Below are 17,864 nucleotides of genomic sequence, written 5' to 3' on the forward strand. Positions count from 1 at the left end.
GCATGTGGTCCTGCGCTCGAGGCGTGACGACGGCAGCTCACGAGATGACGCCGCTCTGGTTCGTCGACGACGAGTACGTCGACGTCGACGGCGGAGTTCTCGCGGTATCCGACGCCCTGGCAGGGGTGTTCCGGTCTGCGATCCATAGTGCGGGGGAAGTTGTGCCGATCGCGACGGCCGTACTTTCACACCCGACGGAGTGGGGTTCCGCGAGGCGGAACGTGCTGTCCGCCGCGGGCTCGCGCGTTGCCGCCGACACGGTGCTGGTTCCCGTTGCCGTGGCGGCGGCCGAGGGTGCTGCGGTGTCAGGTGGCCGATGGATGGTGCTCGAAGGCCGGACCGTGGGGGCAACGGCCAGTTACGTGGTCGGCGAGGTCGGCGGATACCGGGTCGTCGAATGCGAGCACGACCCGTCGCTCTGCGCCGACGAGGGGATCGACGAGTGGGCGACAGCGATCGTGGAACTCGGTGCGCGAGCCCGCGGTGATCGGCCGGTCGACGGAATACTCCTGACGGGCGTCGGAGAGTCGCAGGAGCGCACATCGATGCGTGACGCCGTGGTCGCCCACGCGTCCCCGAATGCCGACGTCCGGATCGTTACCGGTGAAGAGATCGCGCGCGCACTCGCGTCCAGCGTGGTCGAGGCTGCAGACGAGCCGGCGGCGATGACTGTGCCGCAGGCGAACTGGCTCGAACCGGCACTGCAGGGATCGGAGCGCGGTGACCGACGGAGCACGCGGCCGACGTTCTTCGCAGTGGCCGCGGTGCTGGCCGTCGTCGTCGGAGCTGTTCTCGTCTTCACTCTTCGCGAACCCGACACCGGCACCGAATCCGTCCGCGCGCTCGACGCGAGTGCGACACCGGCGGCTCAGACCACGACGCGCAGTCGCGCGTCCGCCCCGACCACCACCACTACCGCCACTGCGGCAGGACTGGAGGTGGGCGGAATTCGCGTGACACTGCCGAGCGGATGGAAGGAGCGCACTCCCACCGCGTCGTCGTCTTCCGGCGCCCGGGTGGAGCTGGTGCCTGCAGGCGGCGCCGACCGGCGAATCATCATCACGCAGAACGCGGTTCGAGAGGGAGCCGGATACGACGAGGTTGCGGCGACGCTCGCGGCGAAGATTGCGCAGCGCGGCCGTCCCGAGCTGTTCGGAGAACTCGAGCGCGACGTCGTGTTCGGCGGTCGACCCGGCATCGCGTACAGCGAGTTACCCGACGAGAGTTCCGTGGTGCGTTGGCACGTTCTCGTCGAGCGTGACCTCCAGGTGAGCGTCGGCTGTCAGTTCCTGGCGGAGGAGTGGGAGTCGATCGAGAGCGTGTGCGAAGAGGTCGTGCGGTCGCTGGTGATCGTTCGGTGACCCCGTCCCTTTCGCCGAAGAATCTTCCACCGCGGTGGAACCGATTGGGCGGCTGATGCGTCCAATCTTGTGTAGGGGTGAATGCGGGCAGTCCAGAGGGGGCCGCCGCACCGAGAACAGAAGGAGTCACAATGGCGGGAGTTGTTACCGATGTCGGCCAGATGGAGGTCGCGGCCAATCACGTGCAGACGGTGAACAGCCAGCTGCAGGGCACGATCAACAGTCTCAAGGGCCGCTGCGAGGAGTCGTCTTCGGCCTGGCAGGGTGGGGCTCAGACGGCGTTCATGGAGCTGATGGCTCGGTACGGAGATGCTGCGCGCCGTATGCAGGACTCGCTGGACGAGATTGCGGTGAAGATCCGCGAGAACGGCAAGGGATACGACGCCGCCGAGCAGGCCAACCAGGATGCGATCCATGCGGCCGGAGCTTCGGGATCGCTCGACATCTGACGCCGGCGCCGAGAACAATTACCACGCTCGAGGGGAGCACCGAATGTCTTCATTGAAGTACGGATTTGCCGAGTTGCAGGCGCTGGCGAGCGACATCAAGTCGAACGAAGCGAAGCTGCGCGAGACGCACGACGAGCTCCGGGGCTACGTCAACGGGCTCGTGGCGCAGTGGGAGAGCGGTGCGCGGGAGAACTACCAAGCTGTGCAGGCAAAGTGGGACAACGCCCACGAGGATCTGCTCCAGGTTCTGCAGACGATCTCGAAGGTCGTCCAGGACGGCGCCGTCGACATGCAGACTGCAGAAGACCGGAACGCCACGGCGTGGCTCTGATCTTCGCGTGACACGTCGCGTGCCCCAGCAATCCACGATTGCTGGGGCACTGTGGTCTCCGGCAGTGGGTCAGTCGGCAGGTGGTATCAGCCGGCTGAGGACGACGCTGCTCTTGGTCTGAAGGACGGCCGGCTCCGACCGCAGATTCTCCAACGTGCGTTCGAGGTGTGCCGTGTCGGTGGTGCGGACGCGGAGGAGGGCGTTGGCATCGCCGGTGACGGTGTAGGCCTCCTGAACCTCGGTGTGACGGGACACGATCCGTGCGATCTCGACAGCCGAGGTGCGACCGCTGCAATACAACTCGACGAAGACCTCGACGCCGTGGCCGAGAGCACGCGGATCGAGCGCCGCATGGAAGCCGGTGATCACTCCGGACTCGACCAGTCGATCGACCCGACGCTTCACGGCGGGTGCGGAGAGCCCGACCTCGGCGCCGATGGTGGCGAAGCTGGACCGTGCGTTGCGCTCGAGCCGCGCAACGATCCGCCGATCGAGCCCGTCCAGACGCAACGAATCATCCATGTGATGGAACGCTAGCGCATTGATCAGGCCTTTTGGTGGGTGGATACTGATTTCACCGACACCGATCGAGGGGGAGTGGAGATGGCGCCCACTGCTGGTATCGAGTCCGAGAATCCGTACGAGGAGACGGCGGAGGTGCCGGGTGACGCCGCCTGCGTCCCGCGGCATGCTCACTCGCGGAGTTACCTGATGTGCCCGCCCACGTATTTCGACGTCGTCTATGCCATCAACGACTGGATGCGGCCCGAGGAACCCGTGGACCGGGAGCGTGCGATGTCGCAGTGGTCGGCGCTCGCGGACACCTACCGGCGACTCGGGCACGAGGTCCTCACCATCGACCCGGTCGAGGGACTTCCGGACATGGTGTTCGTCACCGACAGCGGACTCGTCGTCGACGGGGTGGCGCTCGGCGCCCGCTACCGGTCCGCCGAGCGGCGGGCCGAGGCTGAGCACGTGTTCCGGTGGTTCCGGGACAACGGGCTGATCAGGCCCACCCTGCCGCGGTACGTCAACGAGGGGGAGGGCGACTTCCTCGTCGTCGGCGACGTGATCCTCGCCGGAACCGGGTTCCGCTCCGACCCGCGGTCGCACGCCGAGGCCTCGGCGCACCTCGGCCGCCCGGTGATCACGTTGAACCTGGTGAATCCCCGCTACTACCACCTCAACACCGCGCTGGGTGTGCTCGACGACTCGACCATCGCCTACCTGCCCGCGGCGTTCTCGCCGGACAGTCGCGCTCTGCTCGAGCAGATGTATCCCGACGCGGTGATCGCGGCCGAGACGGACACCGACTGGCTCGGACTGAACCTGGTCAGCGACGGTGCCAATGTGGTGCTACCCGTCCAGGCTTCACACCTTGCCGGCCAGTTGTCCGCCCGCGGGTACGAGCCCGTGCCGGTCGACTATTCGGAGTTCCTCAAGTCCGGTGGCGGAATCAAGTGCAGCACGTTGGAGCTCCGCGGCTTCCGCGGGCTCCGGGTCGTGGAAGATCAGGGGTGACCAGCAATGTCGGACGGTGTCGTTTCCGTGTCGGATGCCACGCGTGAGCAGCTGAGCAGGGCCGACGAGCACAGCGCACACAACTACTCGCCGCTGCCGGTCGTGATCGAGTCGGGCGCGGGCTCGTGGGTGAAGGGAATCGACGGCGTCGACTACCTGGACGTCCTCGCCGGATACTCGGCGCTCAATTTCGGCCACGCACACCCCACTCTCGTCCGGGTGGCACGCGAACAACTCGGCCGGCTCACCCTGACCAGCCGCGCCTTCCAGCACGATCGGTTCGCGTCCTTCTGCGAGGACCTGAGCCGGCTGTGCCGGAAAGAAGCCGTACTGCCGATGAACACGGGCGCCGAAGCCGTGGAGACCGCGCTGAAACTGGCCCGCAAATGGGGCTACGACGCCAAGGGAGTGCCACCGGGGCGTGCCGAGGTGATCACGTGCGCCGGGAACTTCCACGGTCGCACCATCTCGATCGTCGGGTTCTCGTCCGATCCGGACGCGTACACCGGGTTCGGTCCGTTCCCGCCGGGCTTCGCGTCCGTCGAATACGGGAACGCGGACGCGTTCGAGGCCGCGATCACCGAGAACACCGTGGCGGTGCTCCTCGAACCGATCCAGGGGGAGGCCGGAGTGCTGGTGCCACCGCCCGGCTACCTCGCGGCGGTCCGGGACATCTGCACCCGTCGCGGGATCCTGATGATCGCCGACGAGATCCAGAGCGGGCTCGGGCGGACCGGCGACACGTTCGCGTGCGACCACGAGAACGTGACCCCCGACGTGTACGTCCTGGGCAAGGCGCTCGGGGGTGGTCTGATGCCGGTTTCCGCCGTCATCGCCGACTGGCCGGTGATGGCGGTGATCGGCCCCGGACAACATGGAAGCACGTTCGGGGGCAACCCCCTCGCCTGCGCGGTCGGGAGCGCCGTCGTGGACCTGCTCGAGACCGGCGAGTATCAGCAGCGAAGCCGTGACCTGGGCGCCTACCTGCACAGCATGCTGGCGCAACTGCCCCCCGACCACGTCTCGGAGGTGCGTGGCCGCGGACTGTGGGCCGGTGTGCAGCTGGCCGACGGTATGCCGTCCGCTCGAACGATCTGTGAAAGACTTCTGGCACGCAGGGTCCTCGCGAAGGACGCGCACGAGGGAACGATCCGCATCGCCCCGCCGCTGGTGATCGAACGGGACGAGCTGACGTGGGCGGTCGAACAGCTCGCCGATGCGCTCGCCGAGTGAGTTTTGACCCTGGGCCTCACCGACCGGTATTGTTCTCCGTTGGCGTGCCGTGCGCCGCTGCGTCCTCGTGTCGCAGTGGCTGGCGGTTCTCGGGTCTCAACTGGCCGCCGGGAATCGCTCGACGATACGCAATGGCCAGCAGCGGATTGAACAAGACGAGGAAGTTCTGTGTCTACGTACACCCCGAAGGCCGGAGATGTGACCCGCACGTGGCACGTCATCGACGCCACTGACGTGGTGCTCGGCCGCCTTGCCGTCCAGGCAGCCAACTTGCTGCGCGGCAAGCACAAGCCCACCTTTGCACCGCACGTTGACGGCGGCGACTTCGTCGTCATCATCAACGCCGAGAAGGTTGCCATCAGCGGCAACAAGCGTGAGGGCAAGTTCCTCTACCACCACTCCGGACACCCCGGTGGTCTGAAGTCCCGCTCCGTCGGTGAGGTTCTCGACAAGAACCCCGACCGCCTCGTGGAGAAGGCCATCGTCGGCATGCTCCCCAAGAACAAGCTGGGTCGCGCCATCAGCAGCAAGCTGAAGGTCTACGCGGGCCCGAACCACCCCCACGCCGCGCAGCAGCCGGTGCCATTCGAGATCAAGCAGGTGGCCCAGTGACGGCGCCGGAGGAGCAGAACGTGTCCAACCCCGAAGAGATCACCGAGGCTGTCGAGGTCGCGGCGGACGAGTACGTGTCCGTCGAGGAGCCCGAGGTCGCCGAGGACATCGAGGCCGCTGCTGCGCCGCAGGCCCCGATCGTGATCGATCGCCCCATCCAGACCGTCGGTCGTCGTAAGGAAGCGGTTGTCCGCGTCCGTCTGACCCCCGGTTCGGGCGACTTCAAGCTCAACGGCCGCACCATCGAGGACTACTTCCCGAACAAGGTGCACCAGCAGCTGATCAAGGCTCCGCTGGTCACGGTCGAGCGTGCCGAGTCCTTCGACATCGTGGCGCTGCTGCACGGTGGCGGACCGTCCGGACAGGCCGGCGCACTGCGTCTCGCCATCGCCCGCGCGCTCATCGAGGTCACCCCCGAGGACCGTCCGGCTCTCAAGAGCGCCGGCTTCCTCACGCGTGACGCCCGCGCCGTCGAGCGCAAGAAGTACGGCCTGAAGAAGGCCCGCAAGGCATCTCAGTACTCGAAGCGCTGATGTGTCGCCGAAGCCGCCCTGCGGGGTCGGCTTCGGCACCTGTTCTTCCCGAGAGCAGGCGTCCATCGTTACCGGACGCCTGCTCTCGTGCTTTATCCGAGATGTAGTGGGTTTTCCTAATTGCGAGGGGTCTGGTCTATGGGTCGATTGTTCGGGACGGATGGGGTTCGTGGTCTCGCGAATACCGAGCTGACCGCCGAGTTGGCGTTGCAGGTGGCCTCCGCCGCCGCGACGGTGCTGGCGTCGCCGGGGTCGGGGGGACGCAAGACGGCTGTGGTCGGCCGTGACCCGAGAGCCAGCGGTGAAATGCTCGAGGCGGCGGTCGTCGCGGGCCTGACGTCGGCGGGTGTCGACGTTCTGAACGTCGGGGTGCTGCCGACACCCGCGGTGGCCTACCTGACCGCGGAGCTGGACGCAGCTCTCGGTGTCATGATCTCCGCCTCGCACAATCCCATGCCCGACAACGGCATCAAGATCTTCGCGGCCGGCGGACACAAACTCGACGACGAGGTGGAAGACCGGATCGAGTCCGTCGCCGCCGGAACCACGACACGGCGGGCGCCGACCGGTGCGGGGATCGGACGTGTTCGCACGGTGCCGGACGCCGCGGAACGGTATCTGCAGCACCTGGCCACCGCACTCCCGAACAGCCTCGACGGGCTGACCGTCGTGGTGGACTGTGCGCACGGCGCGGCATCGGGCGTCGCTCCCGCCGCCTACCGGGCCGCAGGCGCCACCGTCGTCGCGATCAACGCCGAACCCGACGGACTCAACATCAACGAGAACTGCGGGTCGACGCACCTCGAAAGCCTGCAGAAGGCGGTCGTCGAGCACAGCGCCGATCTGGGGCTGGCGCACGACGGGGATGCGGATCGGTGCCTCGCCGTCGATGCCGCCGGTTCCCTCATCGACGGCGACGCCATCATGACCGTGCTCGCCCTCGGCATGCGCGACGCGGGTGAACTGGTGGACAACACCCTCGTCGCGACGGTCATGAGCAATCTCGGTTTGCACATCGCGATGCGGGAGGCCGGGATCACACTGGTCACCACTGCCGTCGGTGATCGCTACGTCCTCGAAGGACTCCGGTCCGGTGGCTTCAGCCTGGGCGGCGAACAGTCCGGACACGTCGTGTTCCCCGCCTTCGGCACCACCGGCGACGGAGTGCTGACAGGACTGCGTCTGATGGGCCGGATGGCGGAGACCGGACAAGCGATCGCAGATCTGGCGTCGGCGATGACGACGCTCCCGCAGGTTCTGGTCAACGTGAGGGTCGCCGACAAGCGCGCCGTCGCCGCGTCCCCGGTCGTGCTGGACGCGGTCGTGGCCGCCGAGCGCAGCCTGGGCGACAACGGCCGGGTGCTGCTGCGGCCGTCGGGAACCGAACAACTCGTCCGCGTGATGGTCGAGGCGTCGGACATCGAAGTAGCCCGGAAACTCGCCGACGAACTGGCGGGCACCGTCGCCTCCGTGTGAGCGGACACAATGCACCGATCGGCCGGGGGAACCGATCGGTGCGCTGTCGCGTCTAATGCAGTAGGTCGCGAAGAGAGGGTGGGGCAATGAGCGATGGGCTCGAGGTGGACGTCGCGGTGGTGACTGACGCGGGTACGAGACTGCTGCGGTCGGCGGAGGTCCTGAGACAGCAGGCCGCCGAGACTGCCCGGCTGGAATTCAGTGGAATACACGCGGGCCGGGACTACGCCGCGAAGGGTGACGCGGTGCGTGACGCCCTCGGCGTCGTAGGGGTCGCGCTCGGGCAGTGGGCCGCGGACGTGGAATCGTTCGGGCACGCGTTCCGGGCCGCCGCGGCGCGTTACTCGGGAACGGACGCGAACGTCACCGCCGACGTGAACGGGGTGCAGTGGTGACCGCGGATCCGAGAGCGCTGATCGACGACCCGAACCTGAGCCGCGACTACAAGGAGCAACTCCTCCAGTCCTGGGCGGCCTCCCGCGAGGAGGACGAGTCATCCTGGCAGCCGTACTTCGACGAGTACGTGCTCGACAAGCGTGACCGGACTCCCTCCGCTGACCAGCGGTACGCCGCATTGCTGGAGCAGGGCAGCGACTGCCAGACCGCGAACGCATCCCGGATCGCGCTGGGGGAGCACCTTCGCCCGAATGCCCTCAACGTTCCCGACGACATGCTCGATCTCGGCGCGCGGGGCCTCGAATTCTTCGAGTTGTTCCTCCCCGCCGCGACACGACTGGGGTACGAATCCCGCGAACTCGCCGACTACTACGCGAGGTTCGACGCGGAACGGGGGATGCGCCTGCACACACTCGCCCACGACGTCGACACCCTCGGGCGCAGCCTCGACACGGCCCGCACCGAACTCGACGAGAACGAGAGATGCGTCGCCGCAGTGCGAACCGGGTGGAGCGGAGTCGCCGCCGCGGCAGCGATCGACGCCGCCGACCGACAGAACGTCCAGGCGGACGCCACCATCGGTCGGCTCCACGATCTCGCCGAGGTGCTGTTCGAGGCGAACCTCACGCTGAGCGCCGCGGTGACGAACAAGGCGTACAAGGTGGTGTCTCTGCATCAGCCGACAGTGGGCGGGTACAGCGCGGCCCAGATCGACGTTCTCGCGCGGATCTACGCCGAGGGCAAGGACGGCGACAACTCCGCCGCGAAGGACTGCATGGAAGATGCGTCGTACTGGTTCCCCGAACTCGCCGACGACGACTACCGGCACGTCAACGGCCTGTACAAGGACGGGGGCGGCGGTGCGCTCCGCCGACTCGACCGGGACGACGTGGTGCGGCGGGCCGCCGGAATCACCAAGGACTGGCTCGACGCGAACTTCCGGCACGTGTACGAGGAGAAGCAACAGGAGTTCACCGCCGCGTGTGCAGACTGCGCCGAAGCGGTGCACGCCGCCTATGACGCCGTCGTCGCCGAGGCGCGGTCGATCGAGGTGCAGCCCGGTTTTCGTCCCGAGGACACTCCCGATCCGGCACCCGCGCCGAGGGCGCCCGAGGTGCACGACGCCGACACCGTCCCCGCCGCTGCGCCCGCTCCCGCACCCGCTGCGCCGACGGCGCCGCCCGCCACCTCACCCGCGACGAACGGACCGGCGTATGTCCCGCCTCGATCCAGTGGTGGAGCCGCGGCAACCATTCCGACGGCCGCCGCACCACCGCCAACCGCACCACCGACAACCGCGCCACCGATGGCCGCTGCGCCACTGACAACCGCGCCACCGCCGATGGCTGAGGCGCCTCCGATGACCGCTGCGCCGCCGATGGCCGCCGTGCCGCCGATGGCCGCCGTGCCGCCGATGGCCGCCGTGCCTCCGATGGTTACTGCCCCGGGCCTCGGGAGTATTCCCGGTCCGGGTGATCTGGTACGTCAAGGTCTCGCGGGAGGTCTGGCGGATCTCGGTTCGATCCTTCGCCCGTTGATCGAGGACACCGTCTCGGCCCTCACCCACAGGGACGACGAAGAACGGAACACCGAGGACCTCGGCGACGGACACGCCGATCCGCGGGAGGACGGCGGCGAGCCGGCCGACGGCGTCCCACACGACAAGAGCCTCGAACTGAACCTCGACGGACGGTCGTGGACCCTCGCCGTCGATGCGGACGGTCAGGGAATTCATCTCGAGCTGAACGACGGACAGGGCGGGACGGCCAGGTTCGGAGTCGAGATCGGGCCGAATGGTCTGCCGCAGATCACAGCGGAAACCGGTGCGGGCGAAGGAGACTCTGCAGATGCCGACTGCGCACCCGCCTCGCCGACCCCGGAATCACAGGTCAGCGATGATGCCGAGGCCGCCCCGGATGCGACATCCGAAGAACATCCGGCGCCCGGCCGACCGGCCGTGGACGCCGTGCCGGACAACGAGAACACACCGGCCCTTGCGCCGGCCGGAGACGCCGCAGCCGACCCGCAACCACAGGTGGTGTCAGTGCAGCAGCAGCCGGCTCCCGAGACGCCCGCCGAGGCCCCGCCACTGGGCGAACCGCGATCCGCGCCCGAACTGGCGACAGGTCCCGTGGGCGGATTCGACAGCGGCGCCGAGTTGGCCGAGGCCGGGCCGCTGTGAGCCACCGAGCCGCACAGTTGCGTGCGCAACGGGCACAGATGCGGGCCGACCTCGAAATGTTCCGGGAACGGATCGACGAGCGCAGAGCCCGAGACGAGGAAGCCGCGGCGAACCGGTCCGGCCGCAGCCGGACCGAGCCTGCAGCGGCATCACCCGCGGCTGCGCCACCGGAAACACTCGACGACGACGAGTTCTATCGTCCGCGCAGCTGGCTGGTGTGACCGGAGAACTCAGATGTGCGGGAGCACACCCTCGAAGCCGGCGTCGGTGTGCTCCTCGTGCGGATCGACGAGCGTGGTGTGGGGAAGTTCGGCGTCCGCCTTCGCGAACACCTCGTACTTCTTGTCCTCGGTGAGGTGATAGAGCAGGAAGCCGGTGAGCAGCGCGCGTGTGATCTGCTGGGTCTTCCGCTCGGAACCGCCGATGCCGAGTGCACCCAGGAGGCGGCGTCCCTCGGTGAGCCCGGACTCCTTGGCGCCGTTGACGGCGCGCAGGACGTGTTCCCCGCCCCACGCCTCGGCCAGCGCCTTGGCGTTGCTGTTCATGGTGTCGATGTCGGCACCGGCGACGACGAGCCCCGGCGCTGTGATCTTGGACGCATACTTCTCGGCCTTCGGCGCGGTCGGTGCCGGGAACAAGGCGGCGACCGCCGATACGTCCCGTTGCGCGGCGGCGAGCACCGCCACACCCGCACCCATCCCGTGTCCTGCGAACGCGACGCGATCGGGCTGCACGCTGATCTGGCCGGGACCGAGACGCACACCCACACAGATGTCGAGGGTGGCCCGCAGGTCGGTGGCGAGGCCCAGGTGGGAAGGCACGGGACCGCGTTCACTGTTGGGAGCGGCCACGACGATTCCCCACGACGCCAGATGCTCGAGCGTCTTCCGGTAGTGGTCGGCACCTGCCATCCAACTGTGCGCGAACGCGACGGCGGGCAGGTTGAAGCCTGATTCGGGCGTGTATACGACGCCCGGCTGTCCGGCGAGTGCGAGGTCACCCCGCAGCACGCGGTGCGGTCCTCGCTTGGACAGTTCACGGGCCAGGGTCTTCGGTTTCGGCGCCACGGGGAGAACGTTATCCGATTCGCGGGCCGGCGAGAGAGCCGATGCGGCCCACACTCCGACTTCGCCGCGTCGCCCGGTCCAAGTACCCTGATGAACCATGTGCGGAATCGTGGGATACGTCGGCCACCGGCAGGCTCTGACTGTTGTGGTGGAGGCCTTGCGGCGAATGGAATACCGCGGATACGACTCCGCCGGTATCGCCGTGCTCGACGGCCACGGCGGCATGGCGGTCGAGCGGAAGGCGGGTCGTCTCGCGAATCTCGAGGCCGAACTCGACGAGGTCGGGGCCGAGCACTTCACCGGGAGCACCGGGATCGGTCACACGCGGTGGGCCACGCACGGCAGGCCGACCGACCGCAACGCGCACCCGCACCGTGATGCGGGTAACACGGTTGCCGTCGTGCACAACGGCATCATCGAGAACTTCGCCCCGCTGCGGGCAGAACTCGAGCACGACGGAGTCGACTTCGCCAGCGACACCGACACCGAGGTCGCGGTGCACCTCGTCGCGCGGGCCTACGCCTCGGGCGAGACGGCCGGTGACTTCGTCGCGAGTGCGCTGAGCGTGCTGCGCAGGCTCGAGGGCGCATTCACGCTCGTCTTCACGCATTCGGACCACCCGGACACCATCGTCGCGGCGCGTCGCTCGACGCCCCTCGTCATCGGTGTCGGCGAGGGAGAGACGTTCCTCGGGTCCGATGTCGCGGCGTTCATCGAGCACACCCGTGATGCGGTCGAGCTGGGGCAGGACCAGGTGGTGGTGATCACCGCGGACGGGTACTCGATTCTGAACTTCGACGGATCCGAGGCGCAGGGCCGCCCGTTCCGCATCGACTGGGACCTCGCGGCCGCCGAGAAGGGCGGCCACGACTACTTCATGCTCAAGGAGATCGAGGAGCAGCCGGCCGCGGTCGCGGACACTCTCCTGGGGCATTTCCAGGACGGGAAGATCGTTCTCGACGAGCAGCGACTGTCGGATCAGGAACTGCGCGACGTCGACAAGGTCTTCGTCGTCGCCTGCGGCAGCGCCTACCACTCGGGGCTGCTCGCGAAGTACGCCATCGAGCACTGGACTCGGCTGCCCGTCGAGGTCGAGCTCGCCAGCGAGTTCCGCTACCGCGACCCGGTCCTGGACCGGTCGACGCTGGTCGTGGCCATCTCGCAGTCCGGTGAGACGGCCGACACCCTCGAGGCCGTGCGCCACGCCAAGGACCAGAAGGCGCGGGTGCTGGCGGTGTGCAACACGAACGGCGCCCAGATTCCGCGAGAGGCGGACGCCGTCCTTTACACCCGGGCAGGTCCGGAGATCGGTGTCGCGTCGACCAAGGCGTTCCTCGCGCAGGTCACGGCGAACTACCTGGTCGGTCTGGCCCTCGCCCAGGCCCGCGGCACCAAGTACCCGGACGAGGTCGCACGCGAGTACGCCGATCTCGAGGCGATGCCCGACCTGGTGAGCCGGGTACTCGAGACGGTCGAGCCGGTGCGGGCGCTGGCGCGGGAGCTGGCGTCGTCGTCGACGGTGCTGTTCCTGGGCCGCCACGTGGGCTACCCCGTGGCGCTCGAGGGTGCGCTCAAGCTCAAGGAGCTGGCGTACATGCACGCCGAGGGCTTCGCGGCCGGCGAGCTCAAGCACGGGCCGATCGCGTTGATCGAGGACGGGTTGCCGGTGATCATCGTGATGCCGTCGCCGAAGGGGCGCGCGGTGCTGCACTCGAAGCTGCTGAGCAACATCCGGGAGATCCAGGCCCGCGGTGCGCGGACCGTGGTGATCGCGGAGGAGGGCGACGAGGCCGTGCGCCCGTTCGCCGATCACCTGATCGAGATCCCGGCGGCGCCGACGCTCCTGCAGCCGCTGCTGTCGACGGTGCCGTTGCAGGTGTTCGCGGCGGAGGTCGCGCAGACGCGCGGCTACGACGTCGACAAGCCGCGTAACCTCGCGAAGTCCGTCACCGTCGAATAACAACCACCGTAGGGGCGTGGCCGGGCCGGCTGCGCCCTACGGGGTGACGACGACGGTGCCCGTCATCTCGGGGTGCAGCGAACACGTGTATTCGTAGGTCCCCGGTTCGGTGAACGTGTACGTGAACGTGCCGGTCTGCATCAGACGGCTTCGCAGCACACTTTTCGCGGCGCCGACACCCACCACGTCGTGGGTGACACCCCGGTCGTCGAAATTCCAGGTGACGGTGTCGCCCGCCTTGACGGTGAGTGTCGCGGGCGCATACGCCATGTTCGCGACCTGCACGACGGGTCCGGTCGGCGCCTCGGGCGCCGTGCTGTCGGGCGAACCGCACCCGGACACGACGCCCGCCATCGAAATGCTTGCGGCGAGAGCCACTCCGGCGATCCACGAGCTTCCACGTCCACGCATGACGTCGAGCGTAGTCTGACCCGGTACCGACCCTTCTCGACGAGGAGTTCCCATGCGGGGCTACTACACCGCTGACGAGGTTCGAGCCGCAGAGGCGCCGTTGCTGGCTTCTCTTCCCGACGGCGCGCTGATGCGACGCGCAGCGCATGGGCTCGCCACGGTGGTGGCGGCGGAGCTGCGAGCGCGGACCGGGGGCGTCGCGGGTCGAACGATCACGGTGCTGGTGGGGTCCGGTGACAACGGCGGGGACGCGTTGTGGGCGGCGTCGATGCTGCGGGGGCGTGGTGTTGCGGCCACCGCGGTCCTGCTGAAACCGGAGAAGGCGCACGAGGCGGGGCTGGCGGCGTTCACTGCGGCCGGCGGCCGAGTGGCCGCCCCGTCCGACGAGCTGGGCATGCCCGATCTGGTGATCGACGGGATCGTCGGAATCTCCGGCAGGGGGTCGCTGCGGCCCGATGCTGCCGCGCTGGTCGACCGGATCGAGGCTCCGATCGTGTCGGCCGACCTGCCGAGCGGTGTGGACCCGGACACGGGAGCGGTCGACGGCCCCGCCGTGCGCGCCGCCGTCACCGTCGCATTCGGCGCCCTCAAACCGGTCCACGCGCTCGGTGCGGCGCACTGCGGCCGGGTCGAGCTCGTGGACATCGGACTGTCGCTCGGCGACCCGGGGATCACCGCCCTCGACGCCGCCGACGTCGGTGCTGCGTGGCCGGTGCCGGGGGCGGACGACGACAAGTACTCGCAGGGCGTGGTGGGGGTTGTCGCAGGCAGCGACGGTTACCCGGGTGCCGGTGTGCTGTGCACGGGCGCCGCGGTCACGGCCACGTCGGGGCTCGTCCGCTACGCCGGACCGTGCACCCACGAGGTGCTCGCGCACGCGCCGGAGGTGATCGCGACCACCGATCTCGCCAAGGCGGGACGCGTCCAGTCGTGGGTGGTCGGGCCGGGCATGGGCACCGACGACGCCGCCCGTCGCACGCTGCGGACGGTGCTCGACTCCGACGTGCCCGTGCTGGTCGACGCGGACGGTCTGACCCTGCTCGCCGAGGACCCGGACCTGGTGCGGTCGAGGACCGCAGCGACACTACTGACCCCCCACGCCGGGGAGTTCGCCCGGCTGACGGGGACGGATCCGGGTCCGGACCGGGTGGCGTCGGCACGCGCTCTCGCTGCCGACTGGAACGTTCACCTGCTGCTCAAGGGGCGGGCCACGGTGATCGCGGAACCCGGTGGCCGGATCTACGTCAACGAGGCGGGCGGGTCGTGGTCCGCCACCGCGGGGGCCGGGGACGTGCTCGCCGGGATCATCGGCTCACTCATGGCCGCGGGTATCGGCCCGGCCCGGGCCGCGGCGGTGGGTGCGCGAGCGCACTCGCTGGCCGCGAACCTGGCTGCCCGAGGCGGTGGCGCGGACCTCTCCGCAGGCCGCGGAACAGCACCGATCTCCGCCGGGACGCTGCTCGCGCACCTCCGGGAGTCGATCAGAGTTCTCCGTGCGGGGGTGTCACCCGAAGAAATGCCGGCCTCCTCGTGAATGGCAGGATCGAGCATATGACGCTTGCTGAAGCAGTACCGGCCGACGACCACGGACACCGCGAACCCGCAGCGCCCTCGGAGGCGCCGGCACCGCAGGCCGAGGCCGTCGTCGATCTGGACGCGATTGCGCACAACGTCCGCATCCTGCGCGACAGCGCCCGGGACGCGGCGATGATGGCCGTCGTGAAGGCGGACGGCTACAACCACGGCGCCGTACCCGTGGCACGCGCGGCGCTGGCCGCCGGAGCGTCGGAACTGGGCGTGACGACGGTGTCGGAGGCGCTGACTCTGCGCCGCGCGGGCATCGACGCCCCCGTCCTCGCCTGGCTGCACACCGTCGACGCCGACTTCGCCCCCGCGATCGCGGCCGGTGTCGAACTCGGCGTCTCCTCGCCCCGTCACCTCGCCGCGGTGGTCGCTGCCGCCCGGAGCGTCGGCACCACGGCGATCGTCACGATCAAGGTCGACACCGGACTGAACCGCAACGGGGTGGCACCCGACGAGCTGGCGCAGGTCCTCGTCGATCTGGCGCGCGCACAGGCCGAGGGCTCGGTGCGGCTGCGCGGCATCTTCTCGCATCTCGCCCACGCCGACGAGCCGCATCACGCCTGGATCGATTCCCAGCGCGATCGACTGGTCAGCGCGATCGCGGATGCCAAGCGGCAGGGCCTGGTCCCCGAAGTGGTGCACCTGTCCAATTCCGCGGCCACCCTGACCCGTCCCGACCTGCGGTTTGACATGGTTCGCCCGGGAATCGCGATATATGGGTTGTCGCCCGTACCCGAACTCGGTCAGTTCGGGTTGCGCCCGGCGATGACACTGCGATCGAGGGTGGCTCTGGTGAAGAAGGTAGCGGCAGGTGAAGGCGTGTCCTACGGGCACCAGTGGGTGGCCCCACGGGATACGACGGTGGCGCTGCTGCCGTTCGGCTACGCCGACGGGCTGCCGCGCTCGCTCAGCGGCCGTTTCGAGGTCCAGCTGGGCGCGCAGCGACGGCCGGGCATCGGACGCGTCTGCATGGACCAGGTGGTCGTCGATCTCGGACCGGACGGCGGCGGAGTCCGGGAGGGGGACACCGCCGTGTTCTTCGGCAACGGAGACCTCGGCGAGCCCAACGCGCAAGCGTGGGCCGATGAACTCGACACCATTCACTACGAGGTGGTGACAGGGGTACGCGGCCGGACGGTGCGCAGTTACGTCGGCGGGACGGGCACCTAGATCATGGGGTTGTCGAAGCGTCTGGGGCTCGTCGGCGGCCTGCTGAGCGCGCTGGCGCTCGGTTCGGTCGCCGGTGTCAACGCGCTACGCAGCGCGACCCGGCCGGGCCGCGAGATCTACGGTGACGAGGACTTCACGCTGATGTCGCGGGACCGGCGCAGCGTCGTGGTCACCGAGGACGGCGTCGCGCTCGCGGTCCGCGAGGTCGGCCCCGAGGACGCGCCGGTGACGGCGGTGTTCGTGCACGGCTACTGCCTGGACATGACGTCGTGGCATTTCCAGCGCCGCCAGCTCGCCGAGCGGTGGGGCGACGACGTGCGGATGGTGTTCTACGACCAACGAGGGCACGGCGATTCGGGTGTGCCGTCCACGGCGACCTGCACCATCGCTCAACTGGGCGCCGATCTCGCGACCGTGATCGAGGCGAAGGCCCCCACCGGACCGGTTGTGCTCGTGGGGCATTCGATGGGCGGAATGACGGTCCTGGCCTTCGCCGGGCAGCGGCCCGAACTGGTGGCGTCGCGGGTGGTCGGTGTGGGCCTGGTGGCCACGGCCGCCGCCGGTCTCAGCGAGACCGGATTGACGCGGAACCTGCAGAACCCGGTCATCGACGGCTTCCGGATGGCAGTCCGGACCTCACCCGAACTCGTCCAGCACGCTCGCGGCGCGGCCCGCGTGCTGATCACCCCGATTCTTCGGGCGGCGTCGTACGGCACGGACGTGAGTCCGCGGCTGCACAAGTTCTCCGACTCCATGCTGGACCGGACGTCGGTGGTGACCATCGTGAACTTTCTGCGCACACTCGAATTGCACGACGAGTCCGCGTCACTCGAGGCGATCGAGCGCACCCCATCCGTCGTGGTGTGCGGCGACAGCGACATGATCATCCCGTTCGGCAGCTCACGGAAACTGGCAGCGGACCTTCCGGAGTCCGAACTGGTACGGGTGCGCGGTGCCGGCCATCTGGTGCAGCTCGAATTCCCGTCCGTGGTGTCGGACGCCGTCGACCGGGTCCTGCATCGTGGCCTGGCGACGTACGAGTCGCGTGAGCAGTCCGATGTCGGCTGAAGAGGGAGTGTTGCCCGTGAGCGGGACCGTGGTGTTGCCGACGGCGGAGGACACCGAGCAGTTCGGCCGAGATCTCGCCCGGGGCCTCGTCGCCGGGGATCTCGTGGTCCTCGACGGACCCCTCGGTGCGGGGAAGACCGCACTGACGAAGGGGATCGGAGCCGGGCTCGGCGTGCAGGGGCGGGTGACTTCGCCCACATTCGTGATCGCGCGGGAGCACCGGGCGGGCACGCGGCCCGGCGGGGGCACCCCGGTCGGGATGGTGCACGTGGACGCGTACCGACTGGGTGGAAGCGGCCCCCACGCGCTGGACGAACTCGACGCGCTCGACCTCGACACCGACCTGACTGCAGCGGTTGTCGTCGTCGAATGGGGCGAGGGCATCGCGGAGCAGCTGGCCGATCGTCATCTGCGGGTACGCCTGCGCCGCGAACCGGAGACGGACGTCCGCACCGCCCACTGGGAGTGGATTTCCTGACGGGGTCGGGTGTCGGGAGCGGTTCTGACGTG

General features: G+C 68.8%; 19 protein-coding genes. 16 read left to right on the forward strand and 3 right to left on the reverse strand.

Annotated features, from left to right (window positions below):
- Positions 1-23 precede the first annotated feature (23 nt).
- The 3 genes from ACLIVD_RS12805 (at position 24) to ACLIVD_RS12815 (ending at position 2,141) form a co-directional block, all read left to right on the forward strand.
- Entirely contained in the window at positions 24-1,361 is a 1,338-nt protein-coding gene (locus tag ACLIVD_RS12805) for a type VII secretion-associated protein (protein ID WP_491932556.1), read from the forward strand.
- A 131-nt stretch (positions 1,362-1,492) separates the two neighbouring features.
- Positions 1,493-1,810 carry a WXG100 family type VII secretion target gene (locus ACLIVD_RS12810; RefSeq protein WP_025432240.1) on the forward strand — a complete coding sequence of 106 codons (318 nt, stop codon included), beginning with the start codon at positions 1,493-1,495 and terminating at the stop codon, positions 1,808-1,810.
- Positions 1,811-1,853: 43 nt separating this feature from the next.
- Complete coding sequence (locus ACLIVD_RS12815) at positions 1,854-2,141, forward strand: WXG100 family type VII secretion target (RefSeq protein ID WP_283332988.1); 288 nt, start codon at positions 1,854-1,856, stop codon at positions 2,139-2,141.
- Between the two features lie 69 nt (positions 2,142-2,210).
- On the opposite strand, the gene ACLIVD_RS12820 is transcribed toward ACLIVD_RS12815, so the two are convergent.
- A complete protein-coding gene (locus ACLIVD_RS12820; protein WP_005239716.1) occupies positions 2,211-2,663 on the reverse strand; it encodes an Lrp/AsnC family transcriptional regulator in 453 nt (150 codons plus the stop codon).
- Between the two features lie 81 nt (positions 2,664-2,744).
- Between ACLIVD_RS12820 and ddaH the strand changes: the two genes are divergently transcribed.
- The 8 genes from ddaH (at position 2,745) to ACLIVD_RS12860 (ending at position 10,315) form a co-directional block, all read left to right on the forward strand.
- Positions 2,745-3,662: a dimethylargininase gene (ddaH, locus tag ACLIVD_RS12825; RefSeq protein ID WP_491932557.1), complete on the forward strand. Its 918-nt coding sequence runs from the start codon at positions 2,745-2,747 to the stop codon at positions 3,660-3,662.
- A gap of 6 nt (positions 3,663-3,668) precedes the next feature.
- The gene (gene rocD / locus ACLIVD_RS12830) at positions 3,669-4,895 is read left to right on the forward strand and encodes an ornithine--oxo-acid transaminase (protein ID WP_491932558.1); all 1,227 of its coding nucleotides are present in this window, start codon (positions 3,669-3,671) and stop codon (positions 4,893-4,895) included.
- Between the two features lie 168 nt (positions 4,896-5,063).
- Entirely contained in the window at positions 5,064-5,507 is a 444-nt protein-coding gene (gene rplM, locus ACLIVD_RS12835; protein ID WP_005239728.1) for a 50S ribosomal protein L13, read from the forward strand.
- Positions 5,504-6,040: a 30S ribosomal protein S9 gene (gene rpsI / locus ACLIVD_RS12840; RefSeq protein ID WP_005239729.1), complete on the forward strand. Its 537-nt coding sequence runs from the start codon at positions 5,504-5,506 to the stop codon at positions 6,038-6,040. Before rplM ends, rpsI begins: the two co-directional genes overlap by 4 nt.
- Positions 6,041-6,178: 138 nt before the next feature.
- Positions 6,179-7,516 carry a phosphoglucosamine mutase gene (glmM, locus tag ACLIVD_RS12845; protein ID WP_283353384.1) on the forward strand — a complete coding sequence of 446 codons (1,338 nt, stop codon included), beginning with the start codon at positions 6,179-6,181 and terminating at the stop codon, positions 7,514-7,516.
- A gap of 86 nt (positions 7,517-7,602) precedes the next feature.
- Positions 7,603-7,911: a type VII secretion target gene (locus ACLIVD_RS12850; protein ID WP_283353385.1), complete on the forward strand. Its 309-nt coding sequence runs from the start codon at positions 7,603-7,605 to the stop codon at positions 7,909-7,911.
- On the forward strand, positions 7,908-10,094 hold the full coding sequence (locus tag ACLIVD_RS12855; RefSeq protein WP_491932559.1) for a hypothetical protein: 2,187 nt from the start codon (positions 7,908-7,910) through the stop codon (positions 10,092-10,094). Before ACLIVD_RS12850 ends, ACLIVD_RS12855 begins: the two co-directional genes overlap by 4 nt.
- A complete protein-coding gene (locus ACLIVD_RS12860) occupies positions 10,091-10,315 on the forward strand; it encodes a hypothetical protein (protein ID WP_418342615.1) in 225 nt (74 codons plus the stop codon). Before ACLIVD_RS12855 ends, ACLIVD_RS12860 begins: the two co-directional genes overlap by 4 nt.
- Positions 10,316-10,324: 9 nt before the next feature.
- On the opposite strand, the gene ACLIVD_RS12865 is transcribed toward ACLIVD_RS12860, so the two are convergent.
- A complete protein-coding gene (locus tag ACLIVD_RS12865) occupies positions 10,325-11,161 on the reverse strand; it encodes a dienelactone hydrolase family protein (protein WP_037245016.1) in 837 nt (278 codons plus the stop codon).
- Between the two features lie 97 nt (positions 11,162-11,258).
- Here ACLIVD_RS12865 and glmS point away from each other — a divergent pair, with 97 nt between their 5' ends.
- Positions 11,259-13,121, forward strand: a complete 1,863-nt coding sequence (glmS, locus tag ACLIVD_RS12870) for a glutamine--fructose-6-phosphate transaminase (isomerizing) (RefSeq protein WP_105412631.1) — start codon at positions 11,259-11,261, stop codon at positions 13,119-13,121.
- A gap of 36 nt (positions 13,122-13,157) precedes the next feature.
- On the opposite strand, the gene ACLIVD_RS12875 is transcribed toward glmS, so the two are convergent.
- Positions 13,158-13,499, reverse strand: a complete 342-nt coding sequence (locus ACLIVD_RS12875; RefSeq protein ID WP_477952868.1) for a cupredoxin domain-containing protein — start codon at positions 13,497-13,499, stop codon at positions 13,158-13,160.
- An 85-nt stretch (positions 13,500-13,584) separates the two neighbouring features.
- Between ACLIVD_RS12875 and ACLIVD_RS12880 the strand changes: the two genes are divergently transcribed.
- The 4 genes from ACLIVD_RS12880 to tsaE are packed head-to-tail and all read left to right on the forward strand — an operon-like array spanning position 13,585 to position 17,832.
- A complete protein-coding gene (locus ACLIVD_RS12880) occupies positions 13,585-15,066 on the forward strand; it encodes an NAD(P)H-hydrate dehydratase (RefSeq protein WP_283332994.1) in 1,482 nt (493 codons plus the stop codon).
- A 17-nt stretch (positions 15,067-15,083) separates the two neighbouring features.
- Entirely contained in the window at positions 15,084-16,286 is a 1,203-nt protein-coding gene (alr, locus tag ACLIVD_RS12885) for an alanine racemase (protein ID WP_283332995.1), read from the forward strand.
- A gap of 3 nt (positions 16,287-16,289) precedes the next feature.
- Positions 16,290-17,354 carry an alpha/beta fold hydrolase gene (locus ACLIVD_RS12890; RefSeq protein WP_283332996.1) on the forward strand — a complete coding sequence of 355 codons (1,065 nt, stop codon included), beginning with the start codon at positions 16,290-16,292 and terminating at the stop codon, positions 17,352-17,354.
- Positions 17,344-17,832 (forward strand): tRNA (adenosine(37)-N6)-threonylcarbamoyltransferase complex ATPase subunit type 1 TsaE, encoded by a 489-nt coding sequence (tsaE, locus tag ACLIVD_RS12895; RefSeq protein WP_283332997.1) that lies wholly within the window; start codon positions 17,344-17,346, stop codon positions 17,830-17,832. The genes ACLIVD_RS12890 and tsaE overlap by 11 nt, the downstream gene beginning before the upstream one ends.
- The last annotated feature ends 32 nt before the right edge of the window (positions 17,833-17,864 follow it).

The sequence above is a fragment of the Rhodococcus sp. G6(2025) genome (assembly GCF_058628105.1).